Here is a 22,865-nt window from a genome sequence, read left to right on the forward strand (position 1 = left end):
TTGCCGAAACTGCAATGAACCCATGACCGACGACGACGCCATGGACCAGGTCCTCGCCGAGGTGGGCCCCCGCCTGCGGCGCATCCGCAAGGAGCGGGGCGCGACGCTGGCCGGCCTGTCCGCGGCGACCGGCATCTCGGTCAGCACGCTCTCCCGCCTGGAGTCGGGCCTGCGCAGGCCCAGCCTGGAGCTGCTGCTGCCCATCGCGCGGGCCCACGAGGTGGCGCTGGACGAACTCGTGGGGGCGCCCGCCGTGCGCGATCCGCGGGTGCGGGCCCGGCCGGTCGTGCGCCACGGCCGCACCCACTGGCCCCTCACCCGCCAGCCGGGCGGGCTCCAGGCCTTCAAGGTGCTGGAGCCGCAGCGCGAGCTCGACCCCGAGCCGCGCAGCCACGAGGGCTACGAGTGGCTCTACGTGCTGTCCGGGCGGCTGCGGCTGGTGCTGGGCGAGCACGACGTCGTGCTGACCGCGGGGGAGGCGGCCGAGTTCGACACCCGGGTGCCGCACTGGTTCGGCTCGACGGGGGAGGGGCCGGTGGAGTTCCTGAGCCTGTTCGGGCCGCAGGGCGAGCGCATGCACGTGCGGGCCCGCCCGAAGGGGGCGTGAGGCCGCCCTGCGCCGTGCTGCGTCCAGCCCGCCCTCCCGAGTGACGCATCCGACTGTTCCCCCGGAGCAAGCGACCGCTTAGTATGCAGTCGACCCCGGTCAGACGAGGCAGTCCCCTGGAGGCTCCGCATGCAGGCATGGCAGGTGCACGAGAACGGCGAGCCGAGCGAGGTGATGCGGCTCCAGGACGTCGAGCGGCCCGCCCCGCGCGACGGCCAGGTCCTGCTGAAGGTGCGCGCCGCGAACATCAACTTCCCGGACGCGCTGATGTGCCGGGGTCAGTACCAGGTCACCCCGCCGCTGCCGTTCACCCCCGGCGTGGAGATCTGCGGAGAGACCGAGGACGGCCGCCGGGTCATCGCCAACCCGGCCCTGCCCCACGGCGGTTTCGCCGAGTACGCCGTCGCGGACGCCGTCGCCCTGCTCCCCGCGCCCGACGCGCTGGACGACGCCGAGGCCTCCGCGCTGCACATCGGCTACCAGACGGGCTGGTTCGGGCTGCACCGCCGGGCGCACCTGGAGGCCGGCGAGACGCTGCTCGTGCACGCCGCCGCCGGCGGGGTCGGCAGCGCGGCCGTCCAGCTCGGCAAGGCGGCCGGCGCCACCGTGATCGGCGTCGTCGGCGGCGCCGACAAGGCCGCCGTGGCCCGCGAGCTGGGCTGCGACGTCGTCGTCGACCGGCGCTCCGAGGACGTCGTCGCCGCCGTCAAGGAGGCCACCGGCGGCCGGGGCGCCGACGTGGTCTACGACCCGGTCGGCGGGCAGGCCTACGCCCAGTCCACGAAGGTCGTCGCCTTCGAGGGCCGCATCGTGGTCGTCGGCTTCGCCAGCGGCACCATCCCCAGCCCCGGCCTCAACCACGCCCTGGTGAAGAACTACTCGATCCTCGGCCTGCACTGGGGCCTGTACAACACCAAGAACCCGAAGCTGGTCCAGCACTGCCACGAGCAGCTCACCGCACTCGCCGCCCGGGGCGCCATCAAGCCCCTGGTCAGCGAGCGGGTGACGTTCGACGAGGCCGCGGCCGCCGTGCAGCGGGTCGCGGACGGCGTCACCACCGGCCGCGTCGTGGTCGTGCCCGCCCAGCAGAACGGAGCCGCCGCATGAGCGTCGACGCAGCGGAACTCAGGCGCCGCACCGCCGAGTTGCTGGCCACGCACCCGCCCGCCTCCACCGACCGGCTGGAGTTCCTGCGCGCCCGCTTCGACGCGGGCCTCGCCTGGGTCCACTACCCCGAGGGCCTCGGCGGCCTGGGCGCCCCGCGCTCCCTCCAGGCCGTCGTGGACGCCGAACTGGAAGCGGCCGGCGCCCCCGACAACGACCCGCGCCGCATCGGCATCGGCCTGGGCATGGCCGCCCCGACGATCCTCAAGTACGGCACCGACGAGCAGAAGCAGCGCTTCCTGCGGCCGCTGTGGACCGGCGAGGAGGTCTGGTGCCAGCTCTTCAGCGAGCCCGGCGCCGGATCCGACCTGGCCGCGCTCGGCACCCGCGCCGTCCGGGAGGAGGGGAGCGGCGACTGGGTGGTCGACGGGCAGAAGGTGTGGACCTCCAGCGCCCACCTCGCCCGCTGGGCCATCCTCATCGCCCGCACCGACCCGGACCTGCCCAAGCACGCGGGCATCACCTACTTCCTGTGCGACATGACCGACCCCGGCGTCGAGGTGCGCCCGCTGCGCCAGATCACCGGCGAGGCGGAGTTCAACGAGGTCTTTCTCACCGGCGTCCGCATCCCCGACGACCGCCGCCTCGGCGAGGTCGGCGACGGCTGGCGGGTCGCGCAGACCACGCTGAACAACGAACGCGTCGCCATCGGCGGCATGCGGCTGCCCCGCGAGGGCGGCATGATCGCCCCGGTCGCCAGGACGTGGCGGGAGCGGCCCGAACTGCGCACCCACGACCTGCACCAGCGGCTGCTGAAGCTCTGGGTCGAGGCCGAGGTGTCCCGCCTGACCGCCGAGCGGCTGCGCCAGCAGCTCGTCGCCGGCCAGCCCGGCCCCGAGGGCGCCGGCATGAAGCTCGCCTTCGCCCGCCTCAACCAGGAGATCAGCGGCCTGGAAGTCGAACTGCGCGGTCCTGAGGGCCTGTTGTACGACGACTGGACCATGCGCCGGCCGGAGCTGGTGGACTTCACCGGCCGCGACGCCGGCTACCGCTACCTGCGCTCCAAGGGCAACAGCATCGAGGGCGGGACCAGCGAGGTCCTGCTGAACATCGTCGCCGAGCGCGTCCTGGGCCTGCCCGCCGAGCCGCGCACCGACAAGGACGTCGCCTGGAAGGACCTCGCCCGATGAGCCGCACCGAGCCCGACCTGCTGTACTCGGAGGAGGAAGAGGCGCTGCGCGCCGCCGTCCGGGACCTGCTCACCGACCACTGCGACCCCGCCGGGGTGATCGCCCGCGCCGAGTCGGACACCCCGCACGACCGCGCGCTGTGGAAGTCCCTCGCCGAGGCCATGGGCCTCGCCGGTCTCCTGGTCCCCGAGGAGCTGGGCGGCCAAGGCGCCTCGCACCGCGAAGTCGCCGTCGTCCTGGAGGAGTTGGGCCGCTCGGTGGCACCGGTGCCGTACCTGGCCAGTGCCGTGGTGGCCACCGAGGCGCTGCTGGAGTGCGGTGACCGGGAGCTGCTGGGCCGGCTGGCGTCCGGCCGGACCGTCGGCGTTCTGGCCGTCGGGCTGCACCTGGCCCCGGGCGACGCCCTGCCCGCCGTACGGCTGGAGGACGGGCGGCTGCACGGCGAGGTGACCGGCGTCGCGGACGCCGCGGCCGCGGACGTGCTGCTGGTGCCGGCTCAGGACGGCGGGCTGTACGCCGTCGAGGCCGACGCCGTGACCGTCACCCCGCAGACCTCGCTCGACCTGACCCGCCCGCTCGCCACGGTCACCCTCACCGGGGCCGAGGGCCGCCGCCTGGGTGACACGGAGCCCGCGGTGCGACGCGCCCTGCGCAGCGCCGCCGGGCTGCTCACCTCCGAGCAACTGGGCCTTGCCGACTGGGCGTTGACCGAGACCGTGCGCTACCTCAAGGAGCGCAAGCAGTTCAACCGGCCGGTCGGCGGCTTCCAGGCGCTCAAGCACCGGCTCGCCCAGCTGTGGCTGGAGGTCGTCAGCCTCCGCGCCGCCGCACGGGCCGCCGCCGACGCGCTCACCACCGGCGAGGACACCGACCTGACGGTGGCCGTCGCCCAGTCCTACGCCGGTCCCGTCGCGGTCCACGCCGCCGAGGAGGCCCTGCAACTGCACGGCGGCATCGGCATGACCTGGGAACACCCGGTCCACCTCTGCCTGAAGCGGGCCAAGGCCGACTCGATCGCCCACGGCACGTCGGGCGCCCACCGCGCGGCCGTGGCCGGACTCGTCGACCTCCAGGCCCCCTGACGGCCGCCGACGCCGGCCCCGAGAAACCCCGAGAAGCCCGCCCCGTCCGGGGCGGGCTTTCCCGTGCCCGTCCGCCACCGGAGTGAACGGGCGACGGCGAGTCGGCCAACTCCATTGCCGTACGGGTTCGTTGGGCCCGGCCCGGCCCCATACTCCCTGTGGTTCCGTCCCGCCCCACAGGGAGGCAGCGCATGGCCCTCATCACCCGTCGCAGAGCGCTCACCACCGCCGGTGCCGCGCTCACCGCGGTGCTCGCCCCGCCCGCCGGCAGCGCCTTCGCCGCCGAACACCGGCGCGGCCCCCGCCCGTTGTGGCGCGCCCACGCCCACAACGACTACGAGCACCCCCGCCCCCTCCTCGACGCGCTCGACCACCGCTTCGGCAGCGTCGAGGCCGACATCTTCCTCGTGGGCGACCAGCTCCTGGTCGCCCACGACGCCACCCAGCTGGACCCCGCCCGCACCCTGGAGTCCCTGTACCTCGACCCGCTCGCCGCCCGCGTCAAGGCGCAGCACGGCTCGGTCTACCGGGGCTGGCACACGCCCCTGCAACTCCTCATCGACATCAAGACCGAGGGCTCCTCCACGTACCTCGAACTCGACCGCCACCTCAGGCGCTACCCGCACCTGTTCACCACGTACGCCCACGGCCGCGTGCGCCCCGGCCCGGTCACCGCCGTCATCTCCGGCGACCGCGCCGCCCGCGTGCCGATGGAGGCCCAGACGGTCCGGCGCGCCTTCTACGACGGGCGCCTCACCGACCTCGGCACCCCGGCACCCGCCTCGTTCGTGCCGCTCATCAGCGACAACTGGACACTCACCTTCACCTGGCTCGGCGTGGGCGCCTTCCCCGACGCCGAGCGGCGCACCCTGCGCACGCTGGTGTCCACCGCGCACCGGCGCGGGCAGAAGGTGCGCTTCTGGGCCACCCCCGACACCCCGGGGCCCGCCCGCGACGCCCTGTGGTCCGAACTGCTCGCGGCCGGCGTCGACCACCTCAACACCGACGACCTGGCGGGCCTGGAGTCCTTCCTGGACGCCCGCGCCTGACGGCCCGGCCGCGGGACACCACCCGTTCGGACGACGGCCACGCCGCCCTGACGAACCCTCCGCTACGCCACACTTGCGGCCGAACGCCGCGAACCGGACGCGTGGCGGAGGAGGGTGACGATGGCCGTAACGATTTCCGCCGTGCTGTTGCTGCTGATCCTGGCGGTGATCTTCGTGCGCAGCGGCGGGCTCAAGATGTCGCACGCGGTGGTCTGCCTGCTGCTCGGCTTCTTCCTGGCGGGGACGAGCATGGCCCCGACCATCTCCAGCGGCCTCGTGGCCACCGCCGACATCGTCAGCAGCATCCGGCCGTGACACCGCAGGCGGTCACCGGGTGAACACCCCGATGCCGTTGGCCACGGGGCGCTCCGAGCCGTCCGAGGGGTGGTTGCGCACCGTCACCGAGGCGGCCCCCGGCGGCCGGGCGACCAGCGTCGAGGAACCGCCCCCGTCGAGGCTGAACCCCTCGGTCGCGCCCAGCCCCGCGAGCAGGTGCGCCACCTCCGCGATCGTCATCCCGGTGCGGTAGGACCGGGCGCCGTCCAGCGCCACCAGGTACACCGTCCGGCCGCCGTGGGCGAGACCCACGGCCGTGCGCACCGCCGAGGCCCGCGTGTCCAGGCCCGGCAGCGGCTGTCCGCCGGACAGCACCGGGTAACCGCCGAGGGCGAAACGGTACGCGACCCCCCGGCCCGACGTGAGCGCGTACCGCACCGACACCCGGGCGCCCTCGGCGAGGGCGCGCAGCCGCTGGGCGCCCGCCTCCCGGCCGACCAGGACCGTGGTGCCGAAGGCGACGGGGCCGCTGCCCGGGCGCGCGGAGGCGGACACCACCCGGCCGTGCCGGACGGTCACCTCGTACGTGTCGGCGCTGCACGGCGCGGCCCGCTCGGTGTCGGAGCCGCAGGTCGCCCGCACCCGGGAGGCGCTGCCCCAGACCCGCGTGTAGGCGCCGACGGAGTTCTCGGGCAGCGCGTACTGGTTCAGCCCGCCGAGGGGCGTCCGCCGCCCGGCGATGACGACCGAGCCGGTCAGGGACAGGTCGTCCAGGTGGGCCCGGCCGTCGGCGCCCACGCCGAGCACGGCGGTCGTGTGTGTCCCCGGCGGCAGGGCGGGACCGAACCGCTGGGCGTCCGGCACCGCACCCTTCAGGATCCGGCCGTCCGCGATCGCCGGTCCCACACTGGCCCCGGTCGGCGCGACACCGGGGTGCTGGGCCTCGCTGATGTTGAAGAAGTCCCCGTTCACCCCGGCGACGGCCTTCTGACGGCCCGCCATGTGCGACACCGTGTCACGGGCCGCCACCGCCCCGGGGCTCAGCAGCCCCAGCCGTACGTGAGCGTCGGTCAGGTCCGCGCTGAGCAGGTGCACATGGGTCACGCCGGCCGCCGCCGTCACGTCGTACTGCCGGTACGTCACCCCTGGGGCGACCGCGGTCCAGCCCGGCGCGGCACCGGCCGGGGTCCCCCCGACGAGGGCGGCGCCGGCCAGGGTGCCCAGTGCCGTGAGGACGGTGACGGACCTCCTGGCGGTTCTCCTGGCGGTTCTCCTGGCGGTGCGGATCGTCCAGCTTCGCCCTGTCCCCACCGGCGCTTGACGCGGTGTCACCCGACGCAGTGTCACGAAGCCCCCTCATGAGTCGGCACACCTTCTCACGGCACCGGGGACGGCCCGTACGGGACAGGCGCGAACTCCACGAGAACGGGTGAGCACAGGGGCGTGTCGGCGGGGCGTTCGGGTAGGGGGCGGGTCATCCGTACGGGGGAGCCGAGGGGGCGACGAGCGGCGGGTCCGGGCCGTCGCGCGCGGGATCGGCCCAGCTGGGTACCCGGGCGCGACACGACTGTCCTACGGAGGTGGAACGGTGGCCGACGTGGCCGATCGGAGGAGGATGCCCTGGGGCCTTCGGAAGGGGCGCACCGCCCACGCGCGCGGGGGCGAAGGACGCCGACCGCACGGCGGGGCGCGGGGCCGGGGCGGCAACGGGACTGCGGTCACCGACCCCGCCCCAAGACATCAGCTGTTCACGCCGGCCACCGCCCGCGTCACCCCCGTCGTCCCTCGCGGCACGGGCGCGGGGGACGGCGCCGGCATCGAGGAGGGGAACCGGACATGACGTCCACGGGCATCACGCTCACGCTGCGCACCCTGCACGACGGCGAACGCTCACTGGAGCGGGCCCTGCTGGCCGCGGCCGGACGGCACCGCGCCGAGCACGAGTTCCACCACGGCGCCCTGGACGTCGCGCGCTGGTCCCACGAGCACTGCTCCCGCCTCGCCGACAGCGGCCGCGGACGGGGCCTGGGGCTGCCCGGGCCACCCGGCGACCCGGCCCCCGGCGTCCTCACCACCCTGCGCGAGAAGACCGCCGGGGCGCTGGGCCGGCGGCCGGACATCGGTCTGCTGCTCCTGCGCGACCTGTGCGAGCTGCACCTGGCCGCCACGCGCAACTCCCTGCACTGGGGGATGCTCGCGCAGGCGGCCCAGGCGACCCGCGACGAGGACCTGCTGACCCTGGCGAGCGAGTGCCACCCGCGGACGCTGCGGCAGATCCGCTGGACGAACACGCTGCTCAGGGAGCATTCGCCGCAGCTCCTGAGCAGCGTGTGAGCGGCTTGTCGATATGTCGGTGTGTCGCCCTACCGGCGTCTGGGGGTCGCGATGTCTCGGTGACTGGGTGACTCGAGGTCTCGGCGTACGGGCAAACGGGCGTGCAGGCGTACGGGCCTGTGGACGTTTCGGCGTGGAGCGGCTGAGCGGGTCTGCCGGGGGCTCAGGCCTCCTCGCCCTCGTCCGGTTCGCGCTCGCCCTCGGCCTGCGAGGGGGTCGAGTGGTCGGGCTCGGTGGGCACGTCGTCGGGCTCGCGCTCGCCTTCGGCCTGGGACGGGGTGGTCTCGGTCATGGTGCTGCCTTTCGCTGTGCGGGTTCGACGGGCACCGGGTACCCCGGTCGCCGCAGGTGGTACGTGCGCATCCGGGCGGGATCGTCAGGCTTCGACCAGGGTCCGGTGCGGGGAGCGGCCATACGCGGCGCGGTAGAGCGCGGCGAAGCGGCCCGGGTGGGCGAAGCCCCAGCGCGCCGCGACCTGCGTGACCGTGGTGCCGTCGCGGGGGTCGGCCGCGAGCAGTTCGTGGTGGGCGTGCGCGAGCCGCACCCGGCGCAGATGGGCCAAGGGGGTGGTGTCCAGGTGCCGCCGGAAGGCGTACTGCAGCGCGCGCACCGTGATGTGCGCGGCGGCGGCGATCTCCGCGACGGTCACCGGCTCGCCGGCGTGGTCGTCGATGTGGGCGAGGGCGCGCCGCAGCGCGGCCGGGTGGGCGTCGGCGCGGTCGGAGGCGGTCGGGTCGGTGAGCGCGCTGTTCGGGAAGGTGGCCAGCACGGTCGCGGCCAGGTGCTGGGCGGCGGTGGAGGCCACCAGCGGCTGGTCGGCGAGGTCCGGGTCGGCCAGGACGTGGTCGCGCAGGTAGGTGATCGCGCCGCGCAGCCGGTCGGCCGCCGCCGGGGAGTGCGGCCGGTGCCCGGTCAGCCGGACGGGCCCGGGGCGCGACGCCGGCGCGGTCGCGGCGACCTGGTCGAGCAGGGCCGGGTCCAGCATCGTGATGTTGTACCGGGCGGCGCGCACCACCCCCGCGTACGCATGGTCCGGCGGGGCGAAGGACACCACGTCGCCGGGGCCGAAGGAGTCCTGGACACCCGGGTACACGTGGTCCTCGATGGTCCCGTCGTGCACGACGCACAGGCAGATCCGGCCCAGCGGGGTGACCGCGTAGCTCATGTCGAAGTCGAGGGCGAGCTCGTCTACGCTCAGCGACGGTGTGGCGCTGCGCCGGACCCGGGCCCGGCTGCCGGCGGGGCTGCCGCCGCCGATGCGCATCCTGGCGTAGGCGCGGCTGAGGAAGTCCTCGGTGAGGTCCAGGTCGTCACTGTCGAACGTGAGGGTCTGCACGGTGGCCCTTGTCTCCTCGCCCGGACGGCCGTCATGCCGGGTCTCCCCGAGCGGGTACCCCGATTCCCGGGCGCCGGTCGCCCCCTTTCGTTTTCCGTACCGGTATGGCCCGGATCGTTCGTCCGGCGGCTGGCCGAGCGGCCGTGCACTGCGCAAGGTGGAACGGGAGGCACGTGCCGCGCCGGGCCGGGGGCGCCGGGGCGCGGGTGACGGGAAGGCACCGATGGGAGACGAACGGCCGGAGATGACCGAACAGCACGACCTGGTCGGCAGGATCGCCGCCCTGCAGGAGGAGGTCGACCAGCTGCGCCGGGCCGTGGCCTCGCACGCCGTGGTCGACCAGGCGATCGGCGTGGTCATCGCGGTGAGCGGACTGCGTCCGGAGCAGGGCTGGGAGGTCCTGCGGGAGGTCTCCCAGCGCACCAACACCAAGCTGCGGGTGGTCGCGGCGCAGGTGGTGCGCTGGGCGGACTGCGGGGCCCTGCCCGAACCGACCCGCACGACCCTGAGCACTGTCCTCGCCGCCCACCACCCACCCCTGGGCCGGGCCCTGGTACGCCGGCCGTACCGGCCGTGGGGCGTGGCGGAGCGGGAGCGGTCGCCGCGGGCGTGACGGCCGTGGCGACCTCCGGCCGAGGTGTCGCTACGGCTCCTTCCGCGCGGTCGTCGCGTTCGTGACCCGGGGCCGCTGGTGCTCCCGCGGGCGCACGGCACCGCCCAGCGCCAGGACCGTCATCACGGCCGCGGCCCCGACCGCCACGGCGAAGCCGGCGTGCGCGCCACCCGCGTCCACCACCCGCCCCGCGAGGGCGGCGGCGGCCGCCGAGCCTGCCGCGCTCGCGGAGTTCCCCCAGGTGAAGGCCTGGGTGAGGACGGCCCGCGGGACCGACGCCTCGGTGAGCACGGAGGCGAGGACCAGCAGGACCGGCACGGCGAGCCCGGTCAGGGCGAGCGCGGCACCGACCGCGAGGGGAGCGTTCAGGAAGGTCAGCGGGAGGCACGCCAGGGTGAGACAGGCGGCGGCCGCGGCCTGACGCCGGTGGGGCGAGCCGCCGTGGCGTCCGGCGCCGTACGCCCAGCCGGCCAGGAGGCTGGTGCAATTCGAGGCCAGGTAGAGCGGCGCCGCCGCGTCCGGCGTGCCGCACCCGACGGCGTACGCCGTGACGGACACCTGGGTCGCGCCGAAGAACACCCCGAGCGCAAGACCGAGTCCGGCCTGCCGCAGGAACGCCGGGCCCAGCAGGGCGTCGCGTCCGGCGCGGCTGCGGGTGGCGCGTGCGGTGACGGGGGGTGCGGTGACGGGGGGTGCGGTGCGCCGCCGTCCGGCGAGGCCGAGTCCGCCGCCGATCACCAGCCAGGCGGCGAGGAGCACACCGGCGCCGGGACGGCCGGCCGCGCCCAGGACGCTCACCAGGGCCGGGCCCGCCAGGTAGGCCACGCCGTTGGCGAGGGCCTCCAGGGCGAAGGCGGCGGGGAGCAGAGTGGAGGCGCTGGTCCGCGGGGTGGAGGCACCGTCGGACGGTGTGGGGGAGGCGCTGGGCGGGGTGGGGGAGGTGTCGGGCGGTGTGGGGGAGGCGCCCTGCGGCGTGCGGGAGGCGTCGGGCGAAGTGGTGGAGGCACCGGACATTGTGTGGGACGGTCCGCCCGACAGCAGCGCCGACCAGCGGGCGGCGGACAGGGCGCCGAGCTGGGGCAGCGTCGCCCCCACGAGCACGCCCGCGACGAGGTCCGGTGCGGCGCCCGTGAGCAGCAGCGCCACCGCCGCCGCGTGGGCGACCAGCGCACAGGGGAGGACCCGTGTCTGCCCGTACCGGTCGACCAGGAGGCCGAGTTGGGGGCCCATGACGGCGTCCGCGACGGCGAACCCGCCGGTCACCACGCCCGCGGCGGCGTACGACCCGGTGCGCGCGTGCACCAGCCAGAGCAGGCCGATGCCGGTCATGGCGATGCCGAGCCGCCCGACGGCGGCGGGCAGGAAGAAGGCCGCGGCACCCGAGATGCGCAGCAGGATGCGGTAGTTCGCCGGAGCCGAAGGCACGGCGCGTCCCTTTCGCCGCCCGGCGGGACGCGCCACCCGGGTCGTCGGCGTCCGGACGTGCCGACCCGTGGCGTCGCCTGGAGCCGTCCAGTGGTGGCGTGGGGCGGGGACGCGCACCCCACGCCGACTCCGTCACCGGGCAGGTGTCATGCGGTGGTTGGTGTGTCGTGGTCGGTCGTACGGGCCGTCGATCACGCGATCGTCGATCACCGGGTGGACCTTCCCCGAGCGTAGGCGAAGCGCGCCGGGAAGCGAACCCTTACGTTTCACCTGTTCCGGCACCGGCACGGGCCGCGGTGCCCTCACCCTGCGGTGGCTGTCCCACAGGCCCCGCCACGGCCGCCGACAGGGGCGTGCCGTGCCCCGGGCGCACGAGGAGCCGCTGTCCGCGCGGAGCGGCAGGGGCGGCAGAATCCCCGCATGATCCTCCACTGCGCCGTACTCGACGACTACCAGGACGCCGCCCTCACCCACGCGGACTGGAGCCCCCTCGCCGACCGGGTCGAGGTACGCACGCTGCGCGAACACCTCACCGACCAGGACCGGTTGGCCGCCGAGCTGGCCGACTGCGAGATCGTCGTGGCCATGCGCGAGCGCACCCCGTTCGACGCCGCCCTGCTGCGCCGCCTGCCCCGATTGCGCCTGCTGGTCACCACCGGCAGGCGCAACCCGTCCATCGACCTGGACGCGGCGGCCGCGCAGGGCGTGACGGTGTGCGGCACCGCGAGCAGCCCCACCCCGCCCGTGGAACTCACCTGGGCGCTCCTGCTCGGCCTCGCCCGTCACCTCACCACCGAGAACCGGGCCCTGCGCGAGGGCGGCCCCTGGCAGTCCACCGTCGGCGCGGACCTCGCCGGCCGGACGCTGGGTCTGCTGGGGCCGGGCCGGATCGGCAGCCGGGTCGCCCGTGTGGCGACCGCGTTCGGCATGGACGTCCTCGCCTGGAGCCCGCACCTCACCGCCGAGCGGGCGGCCGAGGGCGGTGCCGAACTCGCCGCCGGCAAGGAGGACTTGCTGCGGCGCAGCGACTTCGTGTCCCTCCACCTCGTCCTGTCCGACCGCACCCGCGGCCTGCTCGGCGAGCCGGAACTGCGCGCGATGCGCCCGCACGCCTACCTGCTCAACACCTCCCGCGCCGGCCTCGTCGACCAGCCCGCGCTGCTGCGCGCCCTGCGCGAGGGCTGGATCGCCGGGGCCGGGCTCGACGTCTTCGACACCGAGCCACTCCCGGCCGACGACCCCCTGCGCGCCCTGCCCAACGTGCTGGCCACTCCACACCTCGGCTACGTCACCGAGGGCAACTACCGCACCTTCTACGGCGAGGTGGTGGAGGACATCACCGCGTACCTCGACGGCAGCCCGGTGAGGGTACTGACGGGCGGCTGACGTTCACCGACCTTGGCGCCGCCGCCCGGCAAGCCGTATCACGGACAGGGAGGAAGAATCATTCGTTTTCCGCGCACTCGTGTTGCGCCGGTCGCAGTGTCCCTCGGTATCGGTTTTCTCTTGGGACTGGCAGGCCCCCTTGTCGAAAGATGGGAGAACCCTGTCTGCGCCTCTCTGGGCGTCGTTTTTTCCGATGGATGGTCATGGGTTTGTTATGCATTCCTGGTGGGCTATTTCGGACGATCCAAAGTTGATTCATCCCTGCTTTCATCTTCGGGGTTGGCTGTCGGTGTGGCCACATACTATGTTTTCAAAGACCTGAGTCCCAGCCTCCCGACCGGACTGGAATCTGGCGGCACCGGCGGAATGAACTACTCCAGCATGCTCGCATGGGGGCTGTCGGCTTTCATTCTTGGGGCACCCGCCGGGCTCCTGGGCAACCTGGCGCGCATTCCAAGCGTTGGCGGTCTCCCGTTCCGGCTGATTGTTCCGCTCGTAGCACTTGTAGAGACCTCCGTGCGGCTGGCTGTAGAGGCGGATGGGCAACGCGCGGTCGTTGGAATCACTTGGAATGTGATTCGGCTTGTTGCGGGCGTCGTCGCTGCGACTCTGGCCATTCATGCCATCCGAGGTTGGTGGTGCTCTCGGCGTACTCGTTCCGCGGAGTCCTCATGACCTTCCGAAGTGCTGTAAGAGCAACACGAAGGCGCCCGATGCCGCGGTTCGCGCGGTGTCGGGCGCCCTGAGGGGTGTCGGTCGGGTGCGGCTGGGGGTGTCCTAGAAGAAGCCCAGCTTCTTCGGTGAGTAGGACACCAGGAGGTTCTTCGTCTGCTGGTAGTGCTCCAGCATCATCTTGTGCGTCTCCCGGCCGATCCCCGACTGCTTGTACCCGCCGAACGCGGCGTGCGCCGGGTAGGCGTGGTAGCAGTTCGTCCAGACCCGGCCCGCCTGGATCGCCCGGCCCGCGCGGTACGCCGTGTTGATGTCCCGCGTCCACACCCCGGCCCCCAGGCCGTACGCCGTGTCGTTCGCGATCTTGATGGCGTCGTCGAAATCGTCGAACGACGCCACCGAGACGACCGGCCCGAAGATCTCCTCCTGGAAGACCCGCATGCGGTTGTCGCCCTCGAAGATGGTCGGCCGGACGTAGTACCCGCCCGCCAACTCGCCGTCGTACTCGGCGCGTTCCCCGCCCGTGAGGACCTTCGCGCCCTCCTCGCGGCCGATGTCGATGTACGACAGGATCTTCTGGAGCTGCTCGCCGGACGCCTGGGCGCCGATCATCGTGTCGGTGTCCAGCGGGTGCCCCGGCTTGATCAGCTCGGTGCGGGCGACGGCCGCCGACAGGAAGTCGCCGTAGTTGCCGCTCTGGATCAGGCCGCGCGACGGGCAGGTGCACACCTCGCCCTGGTTGAGCGCGAACATCGTGAAGCCCTCGAGCGCCTTGTCCCGCAGGTCGTCGTCCTTCTCCCACACGTCGTCGAAGAAGATGTTCGGGGACTTGCCGCCCAGTTCCAGCGTGACCGGCTTCAGGTTCTCCGCCGCGTACTGCATGATCAGCCGGCCCGTGGAGGTCTCCCCGGTGAACGCCACCTTGGCCACCCGGGGGCTCGACGCGAGCGGCTTGCCCGCCTCCGGCCCGAACCCGTTGACGATGTTCAGCACCCCCGGTGGCAGCAGGTCCGCGACCAGGCTCAGCCAGTAGTGGATGGACACCGGCGTCTGCTCGGCGGGCTTGAGCACCACCGCGTTGCCCGCGGCCAGCGCCGGCGCCAGCTTCCACGCGGCCATCAGGATGGGGAAGTTCCACGGGATGATCTGCGCGACCACGCCCAGCGGCTCGTGGAAGTGGTACGCCACCGTGTCGTCGTCGACCTCGCTGAGCGAGCCCTCCTGCGCGCGTACCGCTCCCGCGAAGTAGCGGAAGTGGTCGATGGCCAGCGGGATGTCCGCGGCCAGCGTCTCGCGCACCGGCTTGCCGTTCTCCCAGCTCTCCGCGACCGCCAGCTCTTCGAGGTGCGCCTCCATGCGGTCCGCGATCCGCAGCAGGACGTCCGACCGCTCGGTGGCCGAGGTGCGGGCCCAGCCGGGCGCTGCCGCGTGCGCCGCGTCCAGCGCCTTCTCCACGTCCTCGGCGGTGCCCCGCGCCACCTCAGTGAACGGCCGGCCGTTCACCGGGCTCGGGTTCTCGAAGTACTGCCCGCGGGTCGGCGGCACGTACTCCCCGCCGATGAAGTGGTCGTAGCGCGACCGGTAGGAGACGATCGCGCCTTCGGTGCCCGGCGCGGCGTAACGAGTCATGCGGGGTGCCTCCCTCAGCGGGCGCCGCCCGCCGTTGGGCGGCTCTCGACGCGAGGCTAGGAAGCGCTACGTTGCACGAAGGTTGCGTGCCGTCGGGGGCCGAGGTGGGCCTGGGTTCGCACCCCTGCGGGGCCGCGCCGCCCCCAGCCCTGTCCGCGGCGCCGGGTGCCCAGTCCCGGCCGCGCGGCCCGCCCGGTCCCATCCGGCCGGCGCGGCGAACTCCGCCTCCAGCGCCGTGAGCCGGGCCCGGACCGCCGCCGTGGGACGCGCCGCCGCCAACGCCCGCCACACGTCGAGGTCTTCCTCACCCCACGCCGCGTGGACCCAGTCCGCCAGCAGGTCGGGATCGCCGCGGGCGACCAGCGCCGCCCGCACCTCGTCGGCCAGCCGCTCCCGCATCCGGACGACCGCCGGGGCCTGCGACGCCGGGAGCAGCGGACCGGCGTACGCCGACGCCGCGCCCGTCACCGAGCCGGCCGCCAGCCGGCGCTCCACCACCGCGACGTCGGTCGTCACCGGCACCGTGAGGCGGTACGGCCGCGACGCCAGCAGCCCCGGACCCAACACCCCGCGCAGCCGCGCCAGTTCCGCGCGCAGCGTCACCGGCGTCACCGACTCGTCCTCGTACAGCGCGCACAGCAGCTCGTCCCCGCTCAGGCCCTCCGGGTGCGCGGCCAGCAGCACCAGGATCTCGCTGTGCCGCCGGCTCAGCCGGATCCGCCGTCCGTCGGCGCACAGCAGCGCCTCGTCGCGCCCGAGCGCCGTCACCTCCGGTGTCCCCGCCGCGGCCGGGCGCGGTGCGAGCAGCGCCAGGTGCGACTCGGCGGCCCGCGCGACCGCCTGGACGAAGCCCAGGCTGTGCGGGTGCGCCAGCCCGTCGCCCCCGGTGATGTCCACCGCGCCCAGCACCCGTCCGGTGCGCGGGTCGTGCACCGGGGCCGCCGCGCACGTCCACGGCTGCACGCGCCGGATGAAGTGCTCGGCCGCGAACACCTGCACCGGCCGGTCCACCGCGACGGCGGTCCCCGGCGCGTTCGTGCCGACCGCGCTCTCCGCCCAGCGCGCGCCGGGCACGAAGTTCATCCGCCCCGCCTTGCGCCGGGTCGCCGGGTGCCCCTCGACCCACAGCAGCCGCCCGTGCGCGTCGCACACCGCGAGCAGGTGCTCGCCGTCGGCGGCGAACGTGCCCATCAGCTCCCGGAACAGCGGCATCACCGCGGCCAGCGGGTGCTCCGCCCGGTACGCGCCGAGGTCGCCGTCGCTCAACTCGACGCTCGCGGCGCCGTCCGGCCCGACCCCGGCCCGCGCCGACCGTCTCCAGGAGTCGGCCACCACGGTCCGCACCGGCCGCGGCACGGTGCCCGCCGCGGTGAACGTCTCGTGCGCGCGCCGCAGCGCCCGTACGCGTTCTCCGGGATCGGCGCCCGGCTCCAGAGCCACCCAGGGATCGGTCAACTAGGCCTCCCGACAGCGATACGGCTGGGGACCATCCTCACGCGGGGACCGGGGCCCGACAACAGGTGCCGCACCCGCGTCGTCCGACGGTGCGTCAGGAGTGTGCGGCCACGCCCGCCGGATCGTCCAGCACCCCGCGCACCACCGCGTGCGCGGCACCCAGCAGCGGCCCCTGCGGCCCCAGGGGTGACACCGACACCGGGCAGGCGGGTCCCGCCGTGCGCCGCGCCAACTCCTCCTCCAGGGAGGGCAGGAGCCACGGCGCGAGTCCGGCCAGGGCGCCGCCCAGCACCACGGACCGCGGGTCGAGGAGGTTGACCGCGCCGGTCAGGGCGATGCCCAGGGCCGTCCCGGCGTCGCGCAGGGCGCGCCGTACGTCCTCGTCGCCGTCGGCCGCGCGTCCCGCGAGCAACCCCACGCGGTCCTCGCCCAGTGCGAGACCGGCCGCCCGCAGCACCGCCTCCTCGCCGGCGTACTGCTCCAGGCAGCCGCGCCCGCCGCACCCGCACGCGGGCCCGTCGGGGTGGACGGGGACGTGGCCGAGTTCGCCCGCGAAACCGCGCGTGCCGCGCAGCAGGCTGCCGTCGACCACGACCGCGCCACCGATGCCGATCTCCGCCGACACGTGCAGGAAGTCCCGCGGGGTGCCCTCGGTGAGCCAGAGCTCGGCCAGGGCGCCGAAGTTGGCCTCGTTGTCGACGGTCAGGGGCTGGTCCCCGGGCAGCAGGGCGCCCAGGTCCGTGTCGTGCCAGTCGAGGTTCGGGGCGCGGACGACGGTGCGGCCGTCCCGGTCCACCAGACCGGGGACGGCCACCGCCAGTCCGGCCGGCCACAGCCGCTCGCCCCAAGCGGCCGTGACCACCTCGTCGATCAGCTCGGCGAGTTCGGCGACGACCGGCTCGGGGGAGCGGCCCCGGTTGGTGCCGTGCCGCACGGCTCGCGCCCGCACCTCGCCGCGCAGGTCCATCGCGCACACCGCGAGGTGGTCGACGCCGATCTCCGCCCCGATCCCCGCGGGGCCGTGGCCGCTCACGGCGAGGGCCGAGCCGGGGCGGCCCACCCGGCCGGGCCGCTCGGGGCCCAGCTCCTCGAGCAGTCCGGTGCGTATCAGCTCGTCGACCAGCGTCGACACGGCCGCCCGGGTCAGTCCGATGCGCGAGGCGACCGCGGCCCGCGACAGCGACCCCTCCGCGCGGACGGCGTGCATCACGCGCGCCAGGTTGCGGCGGCGCATGCCCTGCTGGGTGTCGGGCAGCGCCGGCCCCCGGCCGGCGGGTCGGTCCTCGTGCAGCGGTGCGCTCATGCCTCCGTCAGTCCTCAGGTCGGCCTACGTGGTCCTCGCGGCGGCCTTCGCCGGTCCCTGGGACGGTCGACGTGGTCGGTCCGTTCCCAGGCCCTTCGCCGGTCCCGGCCCCGTTCGCCGGTCCCGGCCCCGCTAGGCGGTCCTGGCACCGGGCGCTGGAACCGCTAGGCGGTCCTGGCACCCGGCGCCGGAACCGCTGGGCGGCCCAGGCACCTCGCGCCGTTCCCGGCCCGGTCACCGGAGCCCCCGGGAACCGTGCCGGCCGGGGCCCGGTCACCGAAGTCCAGGGAACCGTGCCGACCGGGCCCCGGTCACCGGAGTCCTCCGGGAACCGGCCCGCTTCCAGCCGGTCCCCACAGTCCGCCGGGGCCCGGGCCCGCCGTCGTCCGGCCTCAGTCCGTGCCCCGCTCCAGCAGCGCCGCGGCACCGGAGAGTACCCCGGAGATCCGGTCCATGGTCGCCCCGTCCCGCTCCACGGGCTCCAGCACCGGACCGCGGGCCGTGTCCCAGCGCCGGGCCACGGCGGCCGGGTCCTCGCCGGTCAGCAGGCCCGCGGCCTGGGCCGCCGCGCCGAGCGCGACCAGTTCCCTCGCCTCGGGCACCTGGACCGGGCGCCCGGAGAGCCGTCGTACCGTCTGCTGCCAGGCCGTGCCGCGGGCACCGCCGCCGATCAGCAGCAGCGGGGCGGAGCGGTCCGCGTCCTCGTCGAGGACCAGGTCGAGCGCGGCGAGCAGCGCGTGCACGGCACCGTCGTAGGCGGCCTGGAGGATCTGGCCGGCGGTGGTGTCGTGGCGCAGGCCGTGCAGCAGCCCGGAGGCGTGCGGCAGGTTCGGGGTGCGCTCGCCGTCCAGGTAGGGCAGGAGCGTGACGCCGCCCGCGGGCTCGACGGCCTCGCGGTCCAGGCCCAGCAGCGCGGCGAGCCGGTCGACGGCGAGCGTGCAGTTCAGCGTGCAGGCCAGCGGCAGCCAGTCGCCGTGCGCGTCGGCGAAGCCCGCGACGGTGCCGGTCGGGTCGGCGGGGCGGTGCCGGGAGACCGCGTACACCGTGCCCGAGGTGCCCAGGCTCAGCACCGGAGTGCCGGGGAGCAGGCCGAGGCCCAGCGCGGCCGCCGCGTTGTCGCCGGTGCCGGGAGCGACCAGGGTGCCCTTGGAGAACGGCAGGTCGTGGCGGTGCACGGTGCCCGCGACCTCGCCGGGTCGCACCACGCGCGGCAGCAGCGCCTGGTCGAGGCCCACGTGCGCGAGGATCTCCGGGTCGTACGCCTCCGTCGCCGACGCCCACCAGCCCGTGCCGGAGGCGTCGCCGCGGTCGGTGGTGCCCTCGCCGGTGAGGCGCTCGGTGAGGTAATCGTGCGGGAGGCGCACCGCGCGCGTGGCGCGCACGGCCTCGGGCTCGTTCTCGGCGAGCCACGCCCACTTGGTGACCGTGAACGAGGCGGCCGGGACCGAGCCGGTGCGTTCCGCCCAGAACTTCGCCCCGCCCAGCTCCTCGGTCAGCCGGCGGGCCTGGGGGGCCGAGCGCACGTCGTTCCACAGCAGGGCGGGGCGGACCGGCTCGCCCTGCGCGTCCAGCGTCACCAGCCCGTGCTGCTGGCCGCCGATCGACACCGCGGCGGCCTCGTGCGCCGCGGTGCCGCACTGGCGCAGCGCCTCGCACAGCGCGTCCCACCACTGCCGGGGGTCGCTCTCGCGGCCCGCTCCGGAGGACACGGTGTGCGGCGCCTGGCCGCTCGCGACGACCCGGCCGGTGGCCACGTCGACGACCAGGGCCTTGGTGGACTGGGTGGACGTGTCCACGCCGACGACGAGCGGACCCTCGGCTGCTGACATCGGGCTCTCCCTAAATTTTTTCCGCGGCTCCGCGGGATCTGTCTTCCCAGAGATGCTCGGGCATACTAATTTGTAAACAGCGATGACGAAATAGTCCCAGCACGCAAGGAGCCGCGGCATGAACTACCAGCCCACCCCCGAGGACAGGTTCACCTTCGGCCTGTGGACCGTCGGCTGGCAGGGAAGGGACCCGTTCGGCGACGCCACGCGGCGTGCCCTGGACCCGGTCGAATCGGTGCAGCGCCTCGCCGAGCTCGGCGCCTACGGCGTCACCTTCCACGACGACGACCTGATCCCCTTCGGGTCCTCCGACAGCGAGCGCGAGGAGCACATCAAGCGCTTCCGCCAGGCCCTGGACACGGCCGGCCTGACCGTCCCGATGGCCACCACCAACCTCTTCACCCACCCGGTCTTCAAGGACGGCGCGTTCACCGCGAACGACCGCGACGTGCGCCGCTACGCCCTGCGCAAGACCATCCGCAACATCGACCTGGCCGCCGAGCTGGGCGCCCAGACCTACGTCGCCTGGGGCGGCCGCGAGGGCGCCGAGTCCGGCGCCGCCAAGGACGTGCGCGTGGCCCTCGACCGCATGAAGGAGGCCTTCGACCTCCTCGGCGAGTACGTCACCTCCCAGGGCTACGACCTGCGCTTCGCCATCGAGCCCAAGCCGAACGAGCCGCGCGGCGACATCCTGCTGCCCACCGTCGGCCACGCCCTCGCCTTCATCGAGCGCCTGGAGCGCCCCGAGCTGTACGGCGTGAACCCGGAGGTCGGCCACGAGCAGATGGCCGGCCTGAACTTCCCGCACGGCATCGCCCAGGCCCTGTGGGCGGGCAAGCTCTTCCACATCGACCTCAACGGCCAGTCCGGCATCAAGTACGACCAGGACCTGCGCTTCGGCGCCGGCGACCTGCGCGCCGCGTTCTGGCTGGTCGACCTGCTGGAGAGCGCCGGCTACGAGGGTCCGCGCCACTTCGACTTCAAGCCGCCGCGGACCGAGGACCTCGACGGCGTGTGGGCGTCCGCCGCGGGCTGCATGCGCAACTACCTGATCCTGAAGGAGCGCGCGGCTGCCTTCCGCTCGGACCCGGAGGTCCAGGAGGCCCTGCGCGCCTCCCGCCTCGACGAGCTGGCCCAGCCGACCGCCGCCGACGGCCTGCAGGCGCTGCTCGGGGACCGCTCGGCGTTCGAGGAGTTCGACCCGGAGGCCGCCGCCGCGCGCGGGATGGCCTTCGAGCACCTCGACCAGCTGGCGATGGACCACCTGCTGGGTGCGCGGGGCTGAGCACCCGCGCGTGCGCGGGCTGAGCACCCGCGCGTGCTCCACACGTCGCTCCGGGCGCGAGGTCAGGGCCCGCGCGCGGCCGTTGCACCGGAATCGTGTCCTCCGTGGCACGACTCCGTGCCGACGCCCGCGCGGGGGCTCGCGCCCGGAGCGACTTCTCGACACCCTGGGCGGCATGGCCACGCCGCCCGTACCGCCGCGACCGCCCCGCCCGCCGAGCGACATGCCGCCGCCCCCTCCGGGCGACGGCTTCGGACCGCCCCCGCCGGGGCCCCCGGGTCCTCCGGGCTCCCCGGGCGACGGGTATGGGCCGCCTCCGCCGTCTCCTCCGGGGGACGGCTACGGGCCGCCGACTCCTCCGGGGCCCCCGGGGGACGGCTACGGGCCGCCCCCGCCGCCCTACGACCCGGGCCCCGAGCCCGGTTCCGGTGGCCGGGGCCCGCGCGGGCGCCGCAATCCGCTGCTCATCGCCCTGGGCGTCCTGGTGGGCGTGGCGGCCGTCGTGGTGGTCGTGGTGCTCGCCTCCGGCGGGGACGACGGCTCGGACGAGTCGCCCGGTGGCAGCACCACCGGCACGGGCACGCGCGGTCCGTCCTTCCGCCTGCCGACCCGCCTCCCCACCGCCCTGCCGTCCCGGCTGCCCACGGAGTTGCCCAGCGGGTTCCCGACAGCACTGCCGAGCGGCCTGCCCACGGAGCTGCCGAGCGGCTTCCCCTCCGAACTGCCGAGCGGTCTGGAGTCCTTGCTGCCGTCGGGGTTGGTGCCGTAGCCGGCGGGGGCGGGGGTGTGCCCGCCCCTGGGCGGCGAGGCGCGGGGACTCAGATCCCGCGCGGGAGGCGGACGTGGACGACCTTCGTCTCGATGCCGCTGTCGACCAGCCTGCCCTGCGCGTCGAACGCCCCGGCCCCGTCGGTCATCCCGAAGTCGTTGTCGTTGATCAGGGCGAGCGTGTCGTGGTCCACGCGCGCGACACCCTCGATCTTCCCGGGCACGTCCGCCACCGTGCCGAGGTCCACCGCCAGCCGCTTGGCGAGCACCGGGACGCCCGAGGCCGCCGGGTCGGCGAGCTGCTCCAGGGAGGGCGACGTCGTGTCGTCGTCCCAACGGCCGCCCAGGATGTCCGCCTTCCGGTCCAGCCGCACCACCTGGAGCCGCGCGGCCCGGTCGGTGCGCTCCTCCACCAGCAGACGGTCGCCACCCACCGCGACCACCGAGGAGATCTTCAGCTCGGAGGTGTCGTCCTCACCGGGGTCGACGACGCCCACCGGGTCGAAGCGGTAGGCGTACTCGGCGGTGACGGCCTTCCTCTTCGGCGAGAAGCGCAGCAGCCGCGTGGTCAGCGACGCCTCGCCCGCGCCCGTGTCGGGCAGCGACAGCGGGCTCTGCAACGCCATCACCAGGTCGCCGCCCGGCAACTGGGCGAGTCCCTCGAAGCCCCGGTTGACCTTCCGGTGCAGCAGCACCGCGGGCAGCGCCTCCACCACCGGGTAGTCGGTCCCGGTCAGATTGAGCCCCCGGGGCACGTACCGCGTCAGCACCTCCCCGCGCGCGGAGACGTGCACCAGGGAGGGCCCGTACTCGTCGATGAGCCAGAACGAGCCGTCCGCGGCCCGCACGACGCCCTCGGTGTCCAGGCCGTTCGGGTCGTACGACAGCGCCGTACGGGCGTCGTAGGAGTACGGCGCCTCGTCGCGCCCCGCCTGGTTCGGCAGGCCGGTGACCGGCTTGCCGGACGAGGTGGTGATCGGAACGGCCCGCAGCACGCGCACGGTGTCCCCGGTCACCTTGATCCGCACGATCGCCGGGTCGAAGCCCGGCACCGGGAAGGTGCGCCGCTTGCTGCCGGTCACCTTGATCTGGCCGTTGGGCCCGCGGTCGGTGACGGTCCAGAACTCGCCCTTGCGGCCCGCCGGGTAGATGTCGCTGCCGATGCCGCCGAGGTCGACGCCCCGGTCGTCGGCGACGGTACCGGGCAGCAGACCGTTGCTGAACGCCCCGAGCGGCACGTCCCCGAGCGTCGCGGTCCCTACGACCTCGGCCTGCGCGGCGGGGGCGGACGCGTCGGCCGACCGGGCGGACAGCAGCGCGGCTGCCACGGCGAGCGGCACGACCGCCGCGACGGAACGGTGGACGCGGCGCCGGCCGGCGGCGTACGGGGACATGGGGCCTCCTGAGGGGCGAACGGGGTGACAGCGCACAGAGTCGGGTCACTCCTCCAACGCGGTACGACGACACGGTGAACGCCGTGCGTCGGCCGCGGGTCGGGCCGACGCACGGGGTGGTTCGGCGT

The 22,865-nt window shown here is 74.6% G+C and carries 20 protein-coding genes; 11 read left to right on the plus strand and 9 right to left on the minus strand.

The annotated features are described in order from the left end of the window. Positions 1 to 22: 22 nt before the first annotated feature. From AQJ30_RS00670 to AQJ30_RS00695, 6 genes are all read left to right on the plus strand, one after another. On the plus strand, positions 23 to 607 hold the full coding sequence (locus tag AQJ30_RS00670) for a helix-turn-helix domain-containing protein (protein ID WP_067227591.1): 585 nt from the start codon (positions 23 to 25) through the stop codon (positions 605 to 607). A gap of 129 nt (positions 608 to 736) precedes the next feature. Continuing rightward, entirely contained in the window at positions 737 to 1,714 is a 978-nt protein-coding gene (locus AQJ30_RS00675) for an NADPH:quinone oxidoreductase family protein (RefSeq protein ID WP_067227593.1), read from the plus strand. Continuing rightward, entirely contained in the window at positions 1,711 to 2,901 is a 1,191-nt protein-coding gene (locus AQJ30_RS00680; protein ID WP_067227595.1) for an acyl-CoA dehydrogenase family protein, read from the plus strand. The genes AQJ30_RS00675 and AQJ30_RS00680 overlap by 4 nt, the downstream gene beginning before the upstream one ends. Then, complete coding sequence (locus AQJ30_RS00685; protein WP_067227597.1) at positions 2,898 to 3,983, plus strand: acyl-CoA dehydrogenase family protein; 1,086 nt, start codon at positions 2,898 to 2,900, stop codon at positions 3,981 to 3,983. The genes AQJ30_RS00680 and AQJ30_RS00685 overlap by 4 nt, the downstream gene beginning before the upstream one ends. A 191-nt stretch (positions 3,984 to 4,174) precedes the next feature. Continuing rightward, on the plus strand, positions 4,175 to 5,032 hold the full coding sequence (locus AQJ30_RS00690) for a phosphatidylinositol-specific phospholipase C/glycerophosphodiester phosphodiesterase family protein (RefSeq protein WP_067227599.1): 858 nt from the start codon (positions 4,175 to 4,177) through the stop codon (positions 5,030 to 5,032). Positions 5,033 to 5,152: 120 nt separating this feature from the next. Then, positions 5,153 to 5,347 (plus strand): hypothetical protein, encoded by a 195-nt coding sequence (locus AQJ30_RS00695; RefSeq protein ID WP_067227600.1) that lies wholly within the window; start codon positions 5,153 to 5,155, stop codon positions 5,345 to 5,347. 12 nt (positions 5,348 to 5,359) lie between these two features. Here the strand turns inward: AQJ30_RS00695 and AQJ30_RS00700 are convergent, their stop codons facing one another. Continuing rightward, positions 5,360 to 6,619, minus strand: a complete 1,260-nt coding sequence (locus AQJ30_RS00700) for a phosphodiester glycosidase family protein (RefSeq protein ID WP_245726759.1) — start codon at positions 6,617 to 6,619, stop codon at positions 5,360 to 5,362. A gap of 525 nt (positions 6,620 to 7,144) precedes the next feature. Here AQJ30_RS00700 and AQJ30_RS00705 point away from each other — a divergent pair. Continuing rightward, positions 7,145 to 7,642, plus strand: coding sequence for a hypothetical protein (locus AQJ30_RS00705; protein ID WP_067227602.1), 498 nt, complete (start codon positions 7,145 to 7,147; stop codon positions 7,640 to 7,642). Between the two features lie 163 nt (positions 7,643 to 7,805). On the opposite strand, the gene AQJ30_RS39735 is transcribed toward AQJ30_RS00705, so the two are convergent. Continuing rightward, entirely contained in the window at positions 7,806 to 7,934 is a 129-nt protein-coding gene (locus AQJ30_RS39735; RefSeq protein WP_281200889.1) for a hypothetical protein, read from the minus strand. Between the two features lie 84 nt (positions 7,935 to 8,018). Further along, the gene (locus tag AQJ30_RS00710) at positions 8,019 to 8,978 is read right to left on the minus strand and encodes a helix-turn-helix transcriptional regulator (protein WP_067227604.1); all 960 of its coding nucleotides are present in this window, start codon (positions 8,976 to 8,978) and stop codon (positions 8,019 to 8,021) included. Between the two features lie 223 nt (positions 8,979 to 9,201). On the opposite strand from AQJ30_RS00710, the gene AQJ30_RS00715 reads away from it, so the two are divergent. Then, positions 9,202 to 9,591, plus strand: a complete 390-nt coding sequence (locus tag AQJ30_RS00715) for an ANTAR domain-containing protein (protein WP_425424117.1) — start codon at positions 9,202 to 9,204, stop codon at positions 9,589 to 9,591. 30 nt (positions 9,592 to 9,621) lie between these two features. On the opposite strand, the gene AQJ30_RS38875 is transcribed toward AQJ30_RS00715, so the two are convergent. After that, positions 9,622 to 11,016, minus strand: coding sequence for an MFS transporter (locus tag AQJ30_RS38875; RefSeq protein WP_067227605.1), 1,395 nt, complete (start codon positions 11,014 to 11,016; stop codon positions 9,622 to 9,624). Positions 11,017 to 11,436: 420 nt separating this feature from the next. Here AQJ30_RS38875 and AQJ30_RS00725 point away from each other — a divergent pair, with 420 nt between their 5' ends. Next, on the plus strand, positions 11,437 to 12,402 hold the full coding sequence (locus tag AQJ30_RS00725; protein ID WP_067227607.1) for a D-2-hydroxyacid dehydrogenase family protein: 966 nt from the start codon (positions 11,437 to 11,439) through the stop codon (positions 12,400 to 12,402). Positions 12,403 to 13,179: 777 nt separating this feature from the next. Here AQJ30_RS00725 and exaC read toward each other — a convergent pair. The 4 genes from exaC to xylB form a co-directional block, all read right to left on the minus strand. Next, the gene (exaC, locus tag AQJ30_RS00730; protein WP_067227609.1) at positions 13,180 to 14,703 is read right to left on the minus strand and encodes an acetaldehyde dehydrogenase ExaC; all 1,524 of its coding nucleotides are present in this window, start codon (positions 14,701 to 14,703) and stop codon (positions 13,180 to 13,182) included. 66 nt (positions 14,704 to 14,769) lie between these two features. After that, positions 14,770 to 16,158: a GAF domain-containing protein gene (locus AQJ30_RS00735; RefSeq protein ID WP_079083694.1), complete on the minus strand. Its 1,389-nt coding sequence runs from the start codon at positions 16,156 to 16,158 to the stop codon at positions 14,770 to 14,772. 94 nt (positions 16,159 to 16,252) lie between these two features. Next, positions 16,253 to 17,461, minus strand: a complete 1,209-nt coding sequence (locus AQJ30_RS00740) for an ROK family transcriptional regulator (protein WP_067227611.1) — start codon at positions 17,459 to 17,461, stop codon at positions 16,253 to 16,255. A gap of 392 nt (positions 17,462 to 17,853) precedes the next feature. Then, positions 17,854 to 19,290 (minus strand): xylulokinase, encoded by a 1,437-nt coding sequence (gene xylB / locus AQJ30_RS00745; RefSeq protein ID WP_067227613.1) that lies wholly within the window; start codon positions 19,288 to 19,290, stop codon positions 17,854 to 17,856. A gap of 118 nt (positions 19,291 to 19,408) precedes the next feature. On the opposite strand from xylB, the gene xylA reads away from it, so the two are divergent. Next, positions 19,409 to 20,575 (plus strand): xylose isomerase, encoded by a 1,167-nt coding sequence (gene xylA, locus AQJ30_RS00750; RefSeq protein WP_067227614.1) that lies wholly within the window; start codon positions 19,409 to 19,411, stop codon positions 20,573 to 20,575. A 490-nt stretch (positions 20,576 to 21,065) separates the two neighbouring features. Then, positions 21,066 to 21,344 carry a hypothetical protein gene (locus tag AQJ30_RS38880; RefSeq protein ID WP_245726802.1) on the plus strand — a complete coding sequence of 93 codons (279 nt, stop codon included), beginning with the start codon at positions 21,066 to 21,068 and terminating at the stop codon, positions 21,342 to 21,344. Between the two features lie 49 nt (positions 21,345 to 21,393). Here the strand turns inward: AQJ30_RS38880 and AQJ30_RS00760 are convergent, their stop codons facing one another. Then, positions 21,394 to 22,737: an esterase-like activity of phytase family protein gene (locus AQJ30_RS00760; RefSeq protein ID WP_067227616.1), complete on the minus strand. Its 1,344-nt coding sequence runs from the start codon at positions 22,735 to 22,737 to the stop codon at positions 21,394 to 21,396. Positions 22,738 to 22,865 lie beyond the last annotated feature (128 nt).

This window comes from Streptomyces longwoodensis (assembly GCF_001514125.1).
In the GTDB taxonomy this organism is placed as follows: Bacteria; Actinomycetota; Actinomycetes; order Streptomycetales; family Streptomycetaceae; genus Streptomyces; species Streptomyces longwoodensis.

Excerpts from the sequence above, each read along its gene's own strand:
- AQJ30_RS00670 (WP_067227591.1), top strand. The coding sequence starts at position 23 with ATGACCGACGACGACGCCATGGACCAGGTCCTCGCCGAGGTGGGCCCC.
- AQJ30_RS00675 (WP_067227593.1), top strand. The coding sequence starts at position 737 with ATGCAGGCATGGCAGGTGCACGAGAACGGCGAGCCGAGCGAGGTGATG.
- AQJ30_RS00680 (WP_067227595.1), top strand. The coding sequence starts at position 1,711 with ATGAGCGTCGACGCAGCGGAACTCAGGCGCCGCACCGCCGAGTTGCTG.
- AQJ30_RS00685 (WP_067227597.1), top strand. The coding sequence starts at position 2,898 with ATGAGCCGCACCGAGCCCGACCTGCTGTACTCGGAGGAGGAAGAGGCG.
- AQJ30_RS00690 (WP_067227599.1), top strand. The coding sequence starts at position 4,175 with ATGGCCCTCATCACCCGTCGCAGAGCGCTCACCACCGCCGGTGCCGCG.
- AQJ30_RS00695 (WP_067227600.1), top strand. The coding sequence starts at position 5,153 with ATGGCCGTAACGATTTCCGCCGTGCTGTTGCTGCTGATCCTGGCGGTG.
- AQJ30_RS00705 (WP_067227602.1), top strand. The coding sequence starts at position 7,145 with ATGACGTCCACGGGCATCACGCTCACGCTGCGCACCCTGCACGACGGC.
- AQJ30_RS39735 (WP_281200889.1), bottom strand. The coding sequence starts at position 7,934 with ATGACCGAGACCACCCCGTCCCAGGCCGAAGGCGAGCGCGAGCCCGAC.
- AQJ30_RS00715 (WP_425424117.1), top strand. The coding sequence starts at position 9,202 with ATGGGAGACGAACGGCCGGAGATGACCGAACAGCACGACCTGGTCGGC.
- AQJ30_RS00725 (WP_067227607.1), top strand. The coding sequence starts at position 11,437 with ATGATCCTCCACTGCGCCGTACTCGACGACTACCAGGACGCCGCCCTC.
- exaC (WP_067227609.1), bottom strand. The coding sequence starts at position 14,703 with ATGACTCGTTACGCCGCGCCGGGCACCGAAGGCGCGATCGTCTCCTAC.
- AQJ30_RS00740 (WP_067227611.1), bottom strand. The coding sequence starts at position 17,461 with ATGAGCGCACCGCTGCACGAGGACCGACCCGCCGGCCGGGGGCCGGCG.
- xylB (WP_067227613.1), bottom strand. The coding sequence starts at position 19,290 with ATGTCAGCAGCCGAGGGTCCGCTCGTCGTCGGCGTGGACACGTCCACC.
- xylA (WP_067227614.1), top strand. The coding sequence starts at position 19,409 with ATGAACTACCAGCCCACCCCCGAGGACAGGTTCACCTTCGGCCTGTGG.
- AQJ30_RS00760 (WP_067227616.1), bottom strand. The coding sequence starts at position 22,737 with ATGTCCCCGTACGCCGCCGGCCGGCGCCGCGTCCACCGTTCCGTCGCG.